The organism is Mycobacterium sp. (assembly GCF_049281135.1).
Taxonomy (GTDB): domain Bacteria; phylum Actinomycetota; class Actinomycetes; order Mycobacteriales; family Mycobacteriaceae; genus Mycobacterium.
In genome coordinates this window covers 1-14969 of sequence record NZ_JBAPRN010000044.1, presented here as the reverse complement: position 1 = coordinate 14969, position 14969 = coordinate 1, and the positions used below count along the sequence as shown (strand labels likewise).

Genomic DNA, 14969 nt, shown 5'->3' with positions numbered 1-14969 from the left:
GTCCAGGGCGGTGCGCCCCTCCGCGAGCATCCCGGTGACCGTGGAGACCAGATGCATGACGTGGCTGTACCGCTCGACGTGGCTGTAGTCCTCGACCCGAACGCTGCCGGGCACGCACACTCGGCCCAGGTCGTTGCGGCCCAGGTCGACCAGCATCAGGTGTTCGGCGCGTTCCTTCTCGTCGGCCAGCAGCTCCTTTCCCAGCAGCTGATCCTCTTCATCGGTGTCACCGCGCCATCTGGTTCCAGCGATCGGGTGCGTCGTCGCAGACCGGTCCTGCACGGTCACGAGTGCTTCCGGGCTGGAACCGGCGATCGAAAATGCCGTTCCCCCTTCATCATTCGGGACATGCAGGAGATACATGTACGGGCTGGGGTTGGACACCCGCAGCATCCGGTACACGTCGATCGCCTCGACGTGGGTATCCATCTCGAAACGCTGCGACGGCACCACCTGGAATGCCTCGCCGCGCTCGATTTCACCGACCAGACGGTCGACGATCGCGTCGTACTCCTGAATCGTGCGTTGGGAACGGTGGACCGGCTCGGGTCTGGTGAACGTCGCCACGGTCGACGGCAAGTGTTGCCCCAGCGCGGCGGTCATCACGTCCAATCGCGCGATCGCGTCGTCGTAGGCCTCGTCGACACGTTCGTCAGTGCCGTTCCAGTTCACCGCGTTGGCGATCAGCGTGATCGTGCCCTCGTGGTGGTCGACGGCCGCCAGATCGGTGGCCAACAGCAGCAGCATGTCCGGCAGGTTGAGGTCGTCGACGGCGATCTCCGGCAGCCGCTCCAGCCGTCGCACCAGGTCGTAGGCAAAGAACCCGACCATCCCGCCGGACAGTGGCGGCAAACCGGGCAGCGCGGCCGTGGCCAGCAGCTCCAGCGTTTCGTGCAGCGCCTGGAGCGGATCGCCGCCGGTCGGCGCGTCGTGCGGCACCGCGCCCAGCCATACCGCTTGGCCGTCACGCACCGTCAACGCCGATGGCGCGCCGGCACCGATGAACGACCACCGAGACCACGACCGACCATTCTCGGCCGACTCGAGCAGGAAAGTGCCGGGCCGGTTGTCGGCGAGTTTGCGGTACGCCGACAGCGGAGTCTCGGCGTCGGCCAGCACCTTGCGGGTCACCGGCACCACCCGATGCTCGGCGGCCAGCGCGCGGAAATGCTCCCGCGACGTGGTGGCGGCGGCGAGGTTGGCTTGCACCCAGCCATCTTCCCAGATGGCGGATCGACTCCGATCGCACTGGCGTAGCGTGACGGCCATGAAAACCGGTGACACCGTGGCTGACTTCGAACTTCCCGACCAAACTGGCACCCCACGCAAGCTGAGCGCGCTGCTGTCCGACGGGCCTGTCGTGTTGTTCTTCTACCCGGCAGCGATGACGCCAGGGTGCACCAAGGAAGCCTGCCACTTCCGAGACTTGGCTCAAGAGTTCGCGGCCGTCGGAGCAAGCCGCGTCGGCATCAGCGTCGATCCCGTCGAAAAGCAGGCGAAATTCGCCGAAACGCAGAGTTTCGACTACCCGTTGCTGTCCGACACCGACGGCGCGATCGCGAACCAATTCGGGGTCAAGCGCGGGCTTTTGGGCAAGCTGATCCCGGTCAAACGCACCACCTTCGTCATTGACACCAATCGCAAGGTGCTTGATGTGATCTCCAGCGAACTGAGCATGGACACTCACGCCGACAAGGCGTTGCAGACGCTAAAATCCCGTAAGTAACTCCGCGCAGTCCTTATCCCCCATTCGAGGAATCCATATTCTCTCGTAATGGCAAACCGTAGCGTCGGCGAAGTGTCGCTATCCGTTGCGGCACTCGCGTTGTTGGTCGGGTGCTCGTCCCCGCCTCGTTATTCCGCTCCCCAATCGTTCACCGTGGGCAATAGTGAGGTAGCGAAGCTTGTCCAAGAAGCGGTCGGAGGCAACCGATTTGCCACGCAGATCGAGGGCTCGCCGGACGTCGTGTGCACCGGGCGGACGACCTGCACCATCAACTACACCGTCCAAGAGCCCAGCGGCACGGTTTTTCACAAGGAGACCGCGGCGGATGACCAATTGTTCTCGCCGACCGCGCAGATGTGGAGGGCGCTATTCGCTGATCCGCAATTCCAGAGCGGCACAGTCACGGTGCGGGGTCCGGTACGCACTTCCGAGAGCAGCAAGCGAACTGCGATCTATTTCACGCTGACCTGCGACCGTGCGGATGTAGCAAAGGTCGACTGGGGCAACGTGGACGGGCATGGCATCCGTACCCAGTGTGACTACAAACCTCAGACTCAAGGCCTACCTGGCCACGGGGAATCAATGGAGACCGTAGGCTAGCAACGTTCATGTAGGCGACACATCCCCAATTGGCAGCCGCTGCGCTCGTAGGGGACGGTCGCGTTTGTAGCATGCTGTCATGCCGCTGAATAACGGGGACGTGTTCGCCGGATACACCATCATCCGGCGGCTGGGAACCGGCGGCATGGGCGAGGTCTATCTCGCGCAGCATCCACGGCTGCCCCGCCGCGACGCCCTCAAGGTCTTGCCGGCCGCGCTGACCGCGGACTCCGAGTACCGGCAGCGGTTGAGCCGCGAAGCAGAAATCGCTGCCGAGTTATGGCATCCCCACATCGTCGCTGTGCACGACCGCGGTGAATTCGAGGGACAGCTGTGGCTGTCGATGGACTACGTCGAGGGAACCGACGCCGCCCAACTGTTGCGCGGCCGGTATCCCTCCGGAATGCCGAAAGCGCTCGCATTCGACACCATCAACGCCGTCGCCGACGCGCTGGACTATGCACATCAACGCGGATTACTGCACCGCGACATCAAGCCCGCCAACATCCTGCTGGCCGAAACTGGTGGCAAGGGACGGCGGATCATGCTGGCCGACTTCGGCATTGCCCGACAGGTCGGCGACATCAGCGGTCTGACCGCTACCAACATGGTGATGGGAACGACGGCCTACGCCGCGCCCGAACAACTCCTCGGTAAAGGCATCGACGGACGAGCCGACCAATACGCATTGGGCTGCACCGCTTTTCATCTGCTCACCGGAGCAGCGCCTTACGACAATTCCAACGCGGCGGTGGTGATCTCCCAGCACCTCTCAGCGCCACCGCCCCTGATCGGCGAGCGACGGCCCGACCTGGTCGACCTCAACGCCGCCATCTCCAAAGTCTTGGCGAAAGATCCTGCGACCCGCTTTTCGAGTTGTTCGGAATTCGCGACTGCCCTGACCGGCCGACCGGGTGTCGGTGTGGCCGACACCGTCGCCGGCGCCGCGGCCGGCAGCCCCACCCGGCAGGTCTCCGTGCCGACGCAGGCCGCACCGGCCAAGCCCGGGCGCCGCAGAGTGCGGCCAGCGGTGCTGCTGTCCGTTGTCGCGACCCTGGTCCTGCTGACGCTGGCAGGGCTGATCGGCGTAAACGTCCTGCGGCACAGGGCAACCGAGTCGGCCGCTGGCGCCGCGACGCCCGTTCAGCTGACCCGGTACATCACCGATCCCTCCGAAAAGCTGACCGCCATGGGGCGTACCGCAGTGGAGGGCGCCCTGTCGAAGCTGTACACCCGACACAACGTGCACCTCTGGGTCGCCTATGTCGACGATTTCTCCGGTCGCACGCCGGCCCGCTGGGCCGAAGACACCATGCGCGCCAACGGGTTCACCGATATTGACGGCCTGTTGGCGGTCGATACCGCCAACCACACCTTCGCTTTTCGGCCGCCGGCAATCATGACCAACGGCACCGGCGGAACTCGCGTCAACGCAGAACTGATCCGCAAAGAGCGGATTGCGCCCGCCGTACACCACAACGAGTGGGCGCGCGCGGCGGTAGCCGCGGCCAACGGACTGGAAGCCACCGCCTAGATCATCTCGCTGCCGGCGACGACGAGAGCAGCTCCATCACCGCCTGGCCGGTGATGGGCGGGCTGTAGAGGATGCCCTGCCCGACTTCGCATCCCCGGTCCCGCAACCACGTCGCGGTTTCCGCGTTCTCGACGCCCTCGGCAACGGTTGTCACATTCAGCGCGTGCGACAAGTGGATGACAGCCCGCACAATTGCGTCGGCGCGCGGATCGGCCAGGACGTGCCCAATCAGGTCGTAGTCGACCTTGACTTCATCGATAGGCAGCTTGCGCAGGTAGGTCAAGGCCGAATACCCGCTGCCGAAATCGTCGAGCGCAACCTGAATACTGCGCTCCCGCAGCGCTTCCAGCACTTTCCGTGTCCGGTCGATGTCATCCAGAAGCAGGTCTTCGGTGATTTCGACGATCAACGAGTCGCCCGGTAACTCGTGTCGTTCCAACGCATCAAAGATATGGCCCGGCAAATTGATGTCTCCGACCAGTGGGGGAAACAGGTTGACGGCGACTGGTACGTCTATCCCCCGCCGCCGCCACTGCGCGGCGTCGCAGAGTGCCTGGTCCAAGACGACATCGGTGAAAGTGCGCATCAGGCCGTGCTGGCGCACCAGCGGCAGAAACTGGTGAGGCAGCACCATTCCCAATACCGGATGCGGCCACCGAGCCAGTGCCTCCGCGCCCACCACGTGTGTGGTCTGCAGGTCTACCTTCGGCTGGTACAGCACGGTCAGCGCACGATGACTGATGGCCTGGCGCAGGTCGCTCAGCAGCCGCACCTCAACCAATCCGCCCCGTGACAGATGAATATCGGCTGCGGAAAGTCCCAGTGCATTGTCCCTGAAATGAGTGTCGGCGCTGAAGGTTTGCAGGCCACCGCCGAGTTGTTTGGCCGAAGCCATTGCACTCTCAGCCTGTTTGAGCAAATCGGCCGCGCGCAGTTCCGGGTCGTTGAGGCCGGCGACCGCGAGTCCTGCCGTGGGTCGCATGAAGATGACTTCGCCGCCAGCGCTGAACGGTCGCTCGAACGCCTCGATGATCTGGTAGACGATCAGATGCGCATTCTCCCCGGCGTCCTCGATGAGTACCGCGAATTCGTCGCCGCCGAGTCGCGCCACGGTGTCACCGCTACGCACGCAGCTGAGCAGTCGTTGTGCGGCTTGCACCAGTAGCGCGTCGCCGGCGGCATGGCCCAAGTTGTCGTTGATCAGTTTGAAGTCGTCGATATCAATGGAAAGGACTGCGACGGAACGCTGGTCGCGGTGATAGAGCTGGATCGCGTGGTCAAGCCGGTCACGGAACAAGACTCGGTTGCCCAGGTTGGTCAGTGGGTCGCGCAGCGCGTGATGGGACACGCTGTGCGCAAGCCGCCGGTTTTCGGCGACCACCATGAATTGGCGGGCCAGCACGGCGACTACCAGCCACGGCACTACGGCGAACGCGGGGTCGGATTTCAAGATGCTGCGGAACGCGACGAGTTCGAGGCCACCGGCGATGGCCAGGGAAATGTAGGGCAGCCACGACGAGATCGGGGTCACCGAGGCCGACGGGTCCGGCCGCGCGTCGGGCAGCTCCCGCGGACAGGTGAGCGCGGCGATTCCCACCAGCACCACCCCCGCCGACCAGCCGAGACCTACAGGGTTGTCAAAGGCGTATTTGTTATGCGCAAACAGGTACTCATACGCGGCGCCGGACGTGGCGATAATTGTCAGGCCCATCGTCACCAGGCTCACCATCACACGCCAACGGGCGTGCGCTCGGGCGAGCACCAAAACCGCCACGGTGACGGTCAAGACCTCGAACACCGGATAGGCCAGCGACACGATCGCGGCGGAGTTTTTTACTCCTGTGGCGGCGTACGCCTGGCGCAGCACCACCACCCAGGCCACGACGAAGAGCGCTGTGGCGACGATTGCGCCATCCAACACAATCCGGAACCTATTGCTGCCCGGATTACCGGCCGGAAAGACCAGCAGCGCTATGCAGGCTGCCAGCGGAAATAGCAAGAACCCGGCGTTTGCCACCGATGGGTACAAGGGGCGGGCACTACCGATCCAGACTCGGTGATAAATCACCACGAACTCACTAAGCGTCCAGGCGGCCAGCCCGATGGTCATGTACACCCACGCCCGTCGATGTCGGCCGTGGGTTCGTTGGGCGGCAAACCCAGCGCTCACTGCGGCGAACGTTGGGAATCCGAGCCCTCCAACGACTACCAGCACGCGCATCGTTGACGGGCCACCCCATCCCGCGAGCCACCAGATGGCGAACGCAAGGAACGCCGCGGTGGGGACCGCGGCGATACGGAGGACGCGTGAAAGCGCCGTCGGTGATCCCGCCCCTGAACTTATGGTCTTTCTCCCCCGTGCTTTTGTTGTCTGCAAGCTAGCAAAACTGCTGGCAGTTCGCGGTGACATCGATGCAGATCGTCGCGCGTTTGCCGGCGTGTCGGCGACCAGACAACTGACGCGTGTGCAACAGCGGCGATTACGACTATGTATTTCAGAAACTGAATTAACTGTCCGGTTCCAGCAACACGTCGGCATCGAAGCAGCTGTGGTCGCCGGTATGACATGCGCCGCCGACCTGGTCCACCACCAGCAGCACCGCGTCACCGTCGCAGTCCAGCCTTACCGAGTGCACCCGCTGGGTGTGGCCGGAGGTGGCGCCTTTGACCCACTGCTCGCCGCGGGACCTCGAGAAATAGGTGCCCTCGCGGGTCTCCAGTGTGCGGGCCAGTGCCTCGTCGTCCATCCACGCGACCATCAACACGTCGCCGCTGCTGCGCTCCTGCACGATCGCGGTGAAGAGGCCGTCGGCGTTGCGCTTGAGTCGTGCCGCGATATCGGGATCAAGCGTCATCGCACAGTGATCCCTTCTGCGGCCATGGCTTGTTTCACCTGGCCGATGGTCAACTGCCGGAAGTGGAACACGCTGGCAGCGAGCACCGCATCGGCGCCCGCAACCACCGCCGGCGCGAAATGGTCGGCCGAGCCGGCGCCGCCGCTGGCAATCACCGGGACTGTCACCGCCGACCGGACCGCCCGCAGCATCGGCAGATCGAACCCGGCCCGGGTGCCGTCGGCGTCCATCGAGTTGAGCAGGATCTCCCCGACACCCAGCTCGGCGCCGCGGGCCGCCCATTCGACGGCGTCGATGCCGGTGCCGCGCCGTCCGCCGTGGGTGGTCACTTCCCAGCCCGATGGCGTGGGTGCCGAGCCCGCCGGCACGGTCCGGGCGTCGACCGACAGCACGATGCACTGCGAACCGAATTGGGCCGCCATCTCGGCCAGCAGTTCCGGTCGCGCGATCGCGGCGGTGTTGATCGATACTTTGTCGGCTCCGGCCCGCAGCAGCACATCGACGTCGGCGACCGTTCGCACACCACCGCCGACGGTCAGCGGGATGAACACCTGCTCGGCGGTGCGGCGGACCACCTCGAGCATGGTGGCCCGTCCCGACGACGACGCCGTCACGTCGAGAAAGGTCAGCTCGTCGGCCCCTTCGGCGTCATAGGCGGCGGCGAGTTCCACCGGATCGCCGGCGTCGCGGAGGTTTTCGAAGTTGACGCCCTTGACCACTCGACCGGCGTCGACGTCCAGGCATGGGATGACACGCACGGCAAGGCTGGTGCCGCAACTGGATTCAGTACTCATCCGGCAGTCCTACCGTTTGCAGCATCTCGAGTAGCTGGGTGTGCACGCCGGGGGCGGCGGCCAATGCCGAGCGCGAAGCGGGGGTCCACTCGTCGCCGGCCAGGTTGGTGACGACGCCGCCCGCGGCCCGGACCAGCGCCACACCGGCGGCGTGATCCCACACGTGATGACCGAAACTGATGGAGCCGCCCAGAACCCCGTCGGCGACATAGGCGAGATCGATGCCGGTGGCACCGTGCATCCGCATCCGCGACGAGACCCGGCTGAGCTCTTCGAGCACCGCCACCCGATAGCGCCCGGGGAACCGGCCGCGCGAGTCGGCGTTGAAGGTTCCGACACCGACGATCGCGTGGTTCAGGTCGGCGTGAGCCAATGGTGGTTGCGGCACACCATTTTTCATCACCGGACCGCCCGACACCGCCGCGTAGCGCTCGTTCATGAACGGCAACCAGGTCAACCCCACCACTGGATCGCCGTCGTGCAGCAGGCCCAGCAGTATCGCGGCCATCGGCGATCCGGCGGCGTAGTTGAACGTTCCATCGACGGGGTCGAGGATCCAGACCCACGGCGAGTCGAGATCGGCGCCACCGAACTCCTCGCCGTGCACCGGGATTCCCGTCGCCGACACCAGCGCGTCGACCACTTGGCGTTCGATGGCCAGATCGACCGTGGTGGCGAAATCGTCCCCTCGCTTGCTGACCGCGGAATCCGCTCGATGGCCGGCGACGAAAGGCTTCGCGGCGACGTCCAGGATCGCCGACGCCTCGGCCACCAGCGCGTCGAGATCCATTGCGGCCCTAACCCGCCACCGCTGACAGCGCCTGCGGCAAGGTGAATCGTCCGGCGTAAAGCGCCTTACCGACGATCGCGCCCTCCACGCCACTGGCGGTCAGCGTCGCGATGGCACGCAGATCATCGAGGCTGGACACACCACCGGAGGCGATCACCGGAACATCGGTGCGCTCGGCGACGGTGCGCAGCAAGTCGAGATTGGGTCCGGTCAACGTGCCGTCTTTGGTGACGTCGGTGACGACGAACCGCGAACAGCCTTCGCCGTCAAGGCGTTCCAGCACTTCCCACAGGTCGCCGCCGTCGGTCTCCCAGCCGCGGCCGCGCAGCCGGTGATCACCGTCGACGATCTGCACGTCCAGACCTACCGCGACTTTGTCGCCGTGATCGGCGATCGCCTGGGCACACCACGTCGGGTTTTCCAGCGCGGCCGTCCCGAGATTGACTCGGGCACAGCCGGTCGCGAGCGCGGCCGCCAGCGACTCGTCGTCACGAATACCGCCGGACAATTCGACACGCACGTCGAGCTTGCCGACGACCTCTGCCAACAGTTCGCGATTGGAGCCACGACCGAACGCCGCGTCCAGGTCGACCAGGTGCACCCATTCGGCGCCGTCGCGTTGCCAGGTCAGCGCAGCGTCCAGCGCCGAGCCGTACTCGGTTTCACTGCCGGCGCGGCCCTGCACCAAGCGCACGGCCCGCCCCTCGACGACGTCGACGGCGGGCAACAAAATCAACGGCACGTCATAACCCCTCAACCCAATTGCTCAATACGGCCGCTCCAGCATCCCCGCTCTTCTCCGGATGAAACTGGGTGGCGGCCAGCGGACCATCCTCCACGGCAGCCAGGAACGGCACCCCGTGCGTGGCCCACGTCAACAGCGCCTCGGACCCGCCTTCCCACCGCTGTGCGGCGTAGGAGTGCACGAAATAGAACCGCGCATCGGCGTCCAGGCCCTTGAACAGCGCACTGCCCGGCGCGGCTGCGACCACGTTCCATCCCATGTGCGGAATCACCGGCGCATCCAACCTAGTCACCGCGCCCGGCCACTGCCCGCACCCGTCGCTCTCGACGCCGAACTCGACGCCGCGGGCGAACAAGATCTGCATGCCGACGCAGACGCCCAGCACCGGCCGCCCGGCGACAATCCGCTCGGCGATCACCCGCTCGCCGTTGATCCCACGCAGCCCGGTCATGCACGCCTCGAACGCGCCGACGCCCGGCACCACCAACCCGTCGGCCGCCGCGGCTGCTTCAAGGTCGGCCGTCACCTCGACCTCGGCGCCGACGCGCTGCAGCGCACGCTGAGCCGAACGCAGGTTGCCGGAGCCGTAGTCCAGCACCACCACGGATTTACTTCTCACAGAGTGCCTTTGGTGGACGGCACACCGGACACTCGGGGGTCGGTCTCGACCGCCTGCCGGAGTGCCCGGGCCACGGCCTTGTACTGGGCCTCGGTGATGTGGTGCGGGTCTCGACCGTAGAGGACGCGGACGTGCAACGCGATGCGCGCATTGTTCGCCAGCGTCTCGAACACATGCCGGTTGATCACGGTGTGATACGGCACCGTGCTGCCGGCAATCGTTGTGTGCCGCAGGTGATCCGGCTCGCCGGTATGCACGCAGTACGGCCGGCCAGAGACGTCGACGATGGCGTGCGCCAACGTCTCGTCCATCGGGATGAAGGCGTCGCCGAACCGGCGAATGCCCCTTTTGTCGCCGAGCGCCTGGCCCAGCGCCTGACCGAGCACGATCGCGGTGTCCTCGATGGTGTGGTGCGCTTCGATCTCGACGTCACCTTTGGCGCGCACAGTCAGATCGAAGCTGGCGTGGCTGCCCAGCGCGGTCAACATGTGGTCGTAGAACGGGACACCCGTGTCGACATGAACGACTCCGGTGCCATCGAGGTCGAGCTCGACCACAATCTCGGATTCCTTGGTGGTGCGCTCAACGCGTGCGCGGCGACCGGCGGTCATGACGCTCCTAAGGGCTGGGCCAACTCGGTGACAGCCAGCTCAGCGCTGGCCGCCAGGAATGCGTCGTTCTCGTCGGCCAGCCCGATCGTCGTGCGCAGGTATTCGGGAATGCCCACGTCGCGGATCAGCACACCGGCGTCGAGGTAGCGCTGCCAGGTGGCGGGCGCGTCGGCGAACCGGCCGAACAGCACGAAGTTGGCGTCGCTGGGAACGACCTGAAACCCCATGCCGCTCAACGCCGTTGTCACCCGTTCCCGTTCGGCGATCAGCGTCGCAACGCTGCCGAGCGTGTCGTCGGCGTGCCGCAGCGCCGCCCGGGCCGCGGCCTGGGTGGGCGCGGACAGGTGATACGGCAGCCGAACCAGCAGCATCGCCTCGATCACCGCCGGCGTGGCCACCAGGTAACCCAGCCGCCCGCCGGCGAAGGCAAAGGCCTTGCTCATGGTGCGGCTCACGACGAGCTTGGTCGGGTACTCCTCGACCAGCGCGACCGCGCTGGGTTGCGCGGAGAACTCGCCGTAGGCTTCATCGACGATCAGGATGCCGGGCGTCACATCGAGCAGCCGTCGCAGGTCAGCCAGCGAAACACTCTGTCCTGTAGGGTTATTCGGGCTGGTGACGAACACCACGTCTGGCCGGCGCTCGACGATCGCCGCGACCGCGGCATCGGCGTCGAGGCTGAAGTCCGCGGCGCGAGCCGTCTGGATCCATTCGGTGCGGGTGCTGTCGGAGATGATCGGGTGCATCGAATACGACGGCACGAAGCCGATCGCGCTTCTACCGGGACCGCCGAAGGCCTGCAGCAGCTGCTGCAGAACCTCGTTGGATCCGTTGGCTGCCCAGAGGTTTTCAACACCGAGCCGGATCCCGGTCTGCACACTGAGGTAAGCGGCCAGGTCGGCGCGCAGGGCCACAGCGTCGCGGTCCGGATAGCGGTGCAGGTCGACGGCCACCTCGGCCACCGAGGCGACGACGTCCTCGACCAGCGCCGTGCTGGGTGGGTGCGGGTTCTCGTTGGTGTTCAGCCGCACCGGCACCGCCAGCTGCGGTGCGCCGTAGGGCGACTTGCCGCGCAGATCTTGGCGCAGCGAGAGGTCGTCGAGCGAGGGCCGGTTGGTCATCGCTCGAACCTCCGCCGTATCGCCTCACCGTGCGCGGGCAGGTCTTCGGCATCGGCGAGCGTGATCACGTGCCCTGAAACGTCTTTGAGCGCCGCCTCGGTGTAGTCGACGACGTGGATGCCCCGCAGGAAGGTCTGCACCGACAGGCCGCTGGAGTGCGCGGCGCTGCCCGCGGTGGGCAGCACGTGGTTGGAACCCGCGCAGTAGTCGCCGAGGCTGACCGGTGAATACGGCCCGACGAAGATGGCACCGGCGGAACGGATCTGGGCAGCAACCTTGTCCGAGTCTGCCGTCTGGATCTCCAAATGTTCTGCGGCGTAGGCGTTGACGGTGCGGATACCGGCGTCGATGTCGTCGACCAGGATGATAGCCGACTGCCGTCCGGCAAGCGCGGTCGTCACGCGTTGACGGTGCACGGTGGTTTGCAGTTGGGCGGCCAACTCGGTGTCGGCGGCGTCGGCGAGCTCGGCGCTGGGTGTCACCAGGACGCTGGCGGCCATTTCATCGTGCTCGGCCTGGCTGATCAGATCGGCGGCGACGTGCGCCGGGTCGGCGGTGTCATCGGCCAGGATCGCGATCTCGGTCGGCCCTGCTTCGGCGTCGATGCCCACCCGCGAGCGACAGAGTCGTTTGGCCGCAGTGACGTAGATGTTGCCGGGGCCGGTGATCATGTCGACGGGAAGCAGTTCACCGCCGTCGGTGTCGACGCCGCCGTAAGCCATCAGCGCCACCGCCTGGGCCCCGCCGACCGCCCATACCTCGTCGACACCGAGCAGCCGCGCAGCGGCCAAGATGGTTGGGTGCGGCGAGCCGATGAACCGGCCTTGCGACCGGGCCTGCGGCGGGCTGGCCACCACCAGCGAGCCGACACCGGCGGCCTGCGCCGGCACCACGTTCATCACCACGCTCGACGGGTACACCGCATTCCCGCCGGGCACGTACAGCCCGACACGGTCGACCGGAACCCACCGCTCGGTGACGGTGGCGCCAGGCCCGAGCGTCGTCGTCACATCGGACCGCCGCTGGTCGGCATGCACCGCGCGGGTGCGTTCGATCGCCACCTCGAGCGCGGCCCGGACATCGCGGTCCAGACCGGCCAGCGCGGCGTCCAACTCCGCACTGGGTACTCGGACCGTCGGCGGGCGCACCCCATCGAACGATTCGCCGTAGTCCAGCGCGGCCTCCGCGCCGCGATCGGCGACCGCGTCGACGATCGGTCGCACCGTCGACAGGGCGGCCTCCACGTCCACTCCGCCGCGGGGCAAGGCCGCCCGCAGCCGGGCGGTGGACAAGTCTGCGCCCCGCAGATCGATACGCGCCATCACAGTCACGTCAACCATTGTCCCAGAGCAGAGCAACTGCATATCGGACCGGTAGTGTGACCGCACCCGACGAAAACGGAGTCGCCATGTCCCGAAAGGACCATCCCAACAACGCCCCGGGCATCCCGATGATCTTCCCGGTCTGGTTTGAGAACTTCCAAACCAAGTACTTCAACCCGTTGGTCAAGCCGATCGCGCGCTACCTTCCGACATTCTCAGTGATCAAGCACCGTGGCCGCACCTCCGGCAAGCAGTACGAAACCATCGTCACCGCCTACCGCAAGGGCAACGTGCTGGCGATCGGACTGGCCCACGGCAAGACCGATTGGGTCAAAAACGTGCTGGCTGCGGGCGAAGCGGACGTGCACTTCATCCGCAAGGACGTGCACATCACCAACCCGCGGGTGCTGCCTCCCGGTAGCGACGGCACGGGGCTGCCTTTCTTCGCCCGCCAGCAGATCGGCCGGGTCGCGGTCTTCGTCGGCGACATCGCCTAGACCGTCTCGTCGCGAGAGAGCATCCAGGGTTGTGCATCTCGACAATTCACAACCCTCACCGCTGTCTCATGAAGGATCGTCCGGCTAGATCCGGGTGAAGACGGTCTTGCCGCCCATCGTCGGCCAGGCCGATGGCGCGTCCTCCCACGGCACGACGCGGTCGACGACCGGCAGCAGGTCGCATCCACCGGCCAATACGTCCAGAATCTCCGGGATGACCGCACGGGCGCTGACCCGCCCGGTGTTAAAACGCACACCGCGCGTGTAGGTCCGCAGCATCGGCATCTCGACGGTCGGCTGGAAGTAGATCCCGGTGTCGGTGCACACGCCGTCAGGCCAGGTCGCGCGTAGCGCCGCCGTCAACAGAGCCGGATCACCGGTGGTGTGCACGGTGACCGGGTACGGGTCCCAGGATTTGTCCGGCTTGGCAGCGTCGTGAACGACTGCGCCGAGTTTCTCCACCGCGGCGAGTCGGCCCGGGTCGGTGTCGACGTAATCGACGTGCCAGCCGAGTGCCGCGGCAAGCGCAGCCGCATACATCCCGATCGACAGCCTGCCGATCACCAGCACCCGGCGATCGACCGGCTCGAGGCCGGCCAGTTCGGCCCTGAACGGGCCGATCGCGCGCCAGCCGTCGGGGATGTTGTCCGAAAGCGAGGCGACGGCGATCGGGTCGACGGTCTGCGGCAGCGGAACCAACATCGCGTCGGCGTACGGCACGAGCACCACATCGGACATGAATCCGCCACCGTCCAGGCCGGCCAGCGGGCCCAGCCCGTACATCGCCATCAACGGGAGCGATCCGCATGAACTGGTCACACCGCGGCGGCATTCGCGGCAGCTCCCGCAGCTGATCTGGAACGGCACGACCACCCGGTCACCCGCCCTGAACCCCGACACGGAGTCACCGACCGCGACAACCTCCGCTATGCCTTCGTGTCCGACCGCGTATCCAGGCGGCAGCGGCGCCGCGCCACGCGCGACCGCGACGTCGAGGTCGCAGCAGGCCACCGCCAGCGGTCGGACCAACGCTTGCTGCGGCTGGGTGATCTCCGGGTCGGCGACGTCGCGCCATCCGTATCGGCCGGCCTCTTCGAACGTCAGCTGCCTCATCTCAGCATTCTTGAGTGATTGCTCAAGTATTGTCAACAGTGTGCCGAGACCAGACCGCAGCCGGGCCGCGTTGATCGACACCGCGGCCACCCTGTTCCGCCGCCAGGGGTACGCAGCGACCGGGCTCAACCAGATCCTGGACGAGGCGGCGGTAAAGCCGGGTTCGCTGTATCACCACTTCCCGCAAGGAAAGCAGCAACTGGCCGCCGCAGTCGTCGACGGCACCGGAGTTGCCATCGAGCAACTGCTGCGTAGGTTTTTGGCCGGTGGCCGGCCGGTCGCCGACATCGTCGATCGGTGGATTGCGCTGCTGGCCGCCGGACTGACTGCGGACCGGCGTGACGGCTGCCCAATTGAGCCAATCGCCACCGAGTCGGTCAATGCCAGCACACTGGTACGCGATGCGTCGGCACGTGCCTTCGCCGGCTGGTGCGCAGCCGTGGAAGAGCGACTGCGCGCCGATGGCTGGTCGGCGGCTGAAGCGAAAAGCATTGCTATTGCTGTTATTTCGTTGATCGAGGGAGCGTTGATCTTGTCCCGTATCGCGGGCGACGTGACCGCACTCGAGGCCGCCAAACCGGCAGCTCGCCGCTTGCTTCGCGGCTAGATCGCGGCGCTCAGCGCGCCTATCCTGGACAGACG

The 14969-nt window shown here is 66.1% G+C and carries 16 protein-coding genes; 5 read left to right on the top strand and 11 right to left on the bottom strand.

Annotation, left to right across the window (positions count from 1 at the left end):
* On the bottom strand, nt 1-1209 hold a 1209-nt coding region (locus WAN02_RS01695), incomplete at its 3' end, for an anthranilate synthase component I (RefSeq protein WP_422262237.1).
* Between the two features lie 58 nt (nt 1210-1267).
* On the opposite strand from WAN02_RS01695, the gene WAN02_RS01690 reads away from it, so the two are divergent.
* The 3 genes from WAN02_RS01690 (at nt 1268) to WAN02_RS01680 (ending at nt 3860) form a co-directional block, all read left to right on the top strand.
* A complete protein-coding gene (locus tag WAN02_RS01690) occupies nt 1268-1726 on the top strand; it encodes a peroxiredoxin (protein ID WP_422262235.1) in 459 nt (152 codons plus the stop codon).
* A gap of 48 nt (nt 1727-1774) precedes the next feature.
* Nucleotides 1775-2326: a hypothetical protein gene (locus WAN02_RS01685; protein WP_422262233.1), complete on the top strand. Its 552-nt coding sequence runs from the start codon at nt 1775-1777 to the stop codon at nt 2324-2326.
* 79 nt (nt 2327-2405) lie between these two features.
* A complete protein-coding gene (locus WAN02_RS01680) occupies nt 2406-3860 on the top strand; it encodes a serine/threonine-protein kinase (RefSeq protein ID WP_422262231.1) in 1455 nt (484 codons plus the stop codon).
* A gap of 1 nt (nt 3861) precedes the next feature.
* On the opposite strand, the gene WAN02_RS01675 is transcribed toward WAN02_RS01680, so the two are convergent.
* The 9 genes from WAN02_RS01675 to hisD all read right to left on the bottom strand — a co-directional run bounded on the left by WAN02_RS01675 (nt 3862) and on the right by hisD (nt 12720).
* Entirely contained in the window at nt 3862-6030 is a 2169-nt protein-coding gene (locus WAN02_RS01675) for a putative bifunctional diguanylate cyclase/phosphodiesterase (protein ID WP_422262229.1), read from the bottom strand.
* Nucleotides 6031-6367: 337 nt separating this feature from the next.
* The gene (gene hisI / locus WAN02_RS01670; protein ID WP_422262227.1) at nt 6368-6715 is read right to left on the bottom strand and encodes a phosphoribosyl-AMP cyclohydrolase; all 348 of its coding nucleotides are present in this window, start codon (nt 6713-6715) and stop codon (nt 6368-6370) included.
* Nucleotides 6712-7509, bottom strand: a complete 798-nt coding sequence (gene hisF / locus WAN02_RS01665) for an imidazole glycerol phosphate synthase subunit HisF (RefSeq protein ID WP_422262225.1) — start codon at nt 7507-7509, stop codon at nt 6712-6714. Before hisF ends, hisI begins: the two co-directional genes overlap by 4 nt.
* A complete protein-coding gene (locus WAN02_RS01660) occupies nt 7499-8299 on the bottom strand; it encodes an inositol monophosphatase family protein (RefSeq protein ID WP_422262223.1) in 801 nt (266 codons plus the stop codon). Before WAN02_RS01660 ends, hisF begins: the two co-directional genes overlap by 11 nt.
* Before the next feature lie 7 nt (nt 8300-8306).
* A complete protein-coding gene (gene priA, locus WAN02_RS01655) occupies nt 8307-9041 on the bottom strand; it encodes a bifunctional 1-(5-phosphoribosyl)-5-((5-phosphoribosylamino)methylideneamino)imidazole-4-carboxamide isomerase/phosphoribosylanthranilate isomerase PriA (RefSeq protein WP_422262221.1) in 735 nt (244 codons plus the stop codon).
* Between the two features lies 1 nt (nt 9042).
* Entirely contained in the window at nt 9043-9663 is a 621-nt protein-coding gene (gene hisH, locus WAN02_RS01650) for an imidazole glycerol phosphate synthase subunit HisH (RefSeq protein ID WP_422262219.1), read from the bottom strand.
* Complete coding sequence (gene hisB, locus WAN02_RS01645) at nt 9660-10274, bottom strand: imidazoleglycerol-phosphate dehydratase HisB (protein ID WP_422262217.1); 615 nt, start codon at nt 10272-10274, stop codon at nt 9660-9662. The genes hisH and hisB overlap by 4 nt, the downstream gene beginning before the upstream one ends.
* Complete coding sequence (locus WAN02_RS01640; RefSeq protein WP_422262215.1) at nt 10271-11395, bottom strand: histidinol-phosphate transaminase; 1125 nt, start codon at nt 11393-11395, stop codon at nt 10271-10273. The genes hisB and WAN02_RS01640 overlap by 4 nt, the downstream gene beginning before the upstream one ends.
* The gene (gene hisD, locus WAN02_RS01635) at nt 11392-12720 is read right to left on the bottom strand and encodes a histidinol dehydrogenase (protein ID WP_422262239.1); all 1329 of its coding nucleotides are present in this window, start codon (nt 12718-12720) and stop codon (nt 11392-11394) included. The genes WAN02_RS01640 and hisD overlap by 4 nt, the downstream gene beginning before the upstream one ends.
* Nucleotides 12721-12803: 83 nt before the next feature.
* On the opposite strand from hisD, the gene WAN02_RS01630 reads away from it, so the two are divergent.
* Nucleotides 12804-13214: a nitroreductase family deazaflavin-dependent oxidoreductase gene (locus WAN02_RS01630; protein ID WP_422262213.1), complete on the top strand. Its 411-nt coding sequence runs from the start codon at nt 12804-12806 to the stop codon at nt 13212-13214.
* A gap of 84 nt (nt 13215-13298) precedes the next feature.
* Here the strand turns inward: WAN02_RS01630 and WAN02_RS01625 are convergent, their stop codons facing one another.
* Entirely contained in the window at nt 13299-14327 is a 1029-nt protein-coding gene (locus tag WAN02_RS01625; protein WP_422262211.1) for an alcohol dehydrogenase catalytic domain-containing protein, read from the bottom strand.
* A gap of 40 nt (nt 14328-14367) precedes the next feature.
* Between WAN02_RS01625 and WAN02_RS01620 the strand changes: the two genes are divergently transcribed.
* Complete coding sequence (locus WAN02_RS01620; protein ID WP_422262209.1) at nt 14368-14934, top strand: TetR/AcrR family transcriptional regulator; 567 nt, start codon at nt 14368-14370, stop codon at nt 14932-14934.
* The last annotated feature ends 35 nt before the right edge of the window (nt 14935-14969 follow it).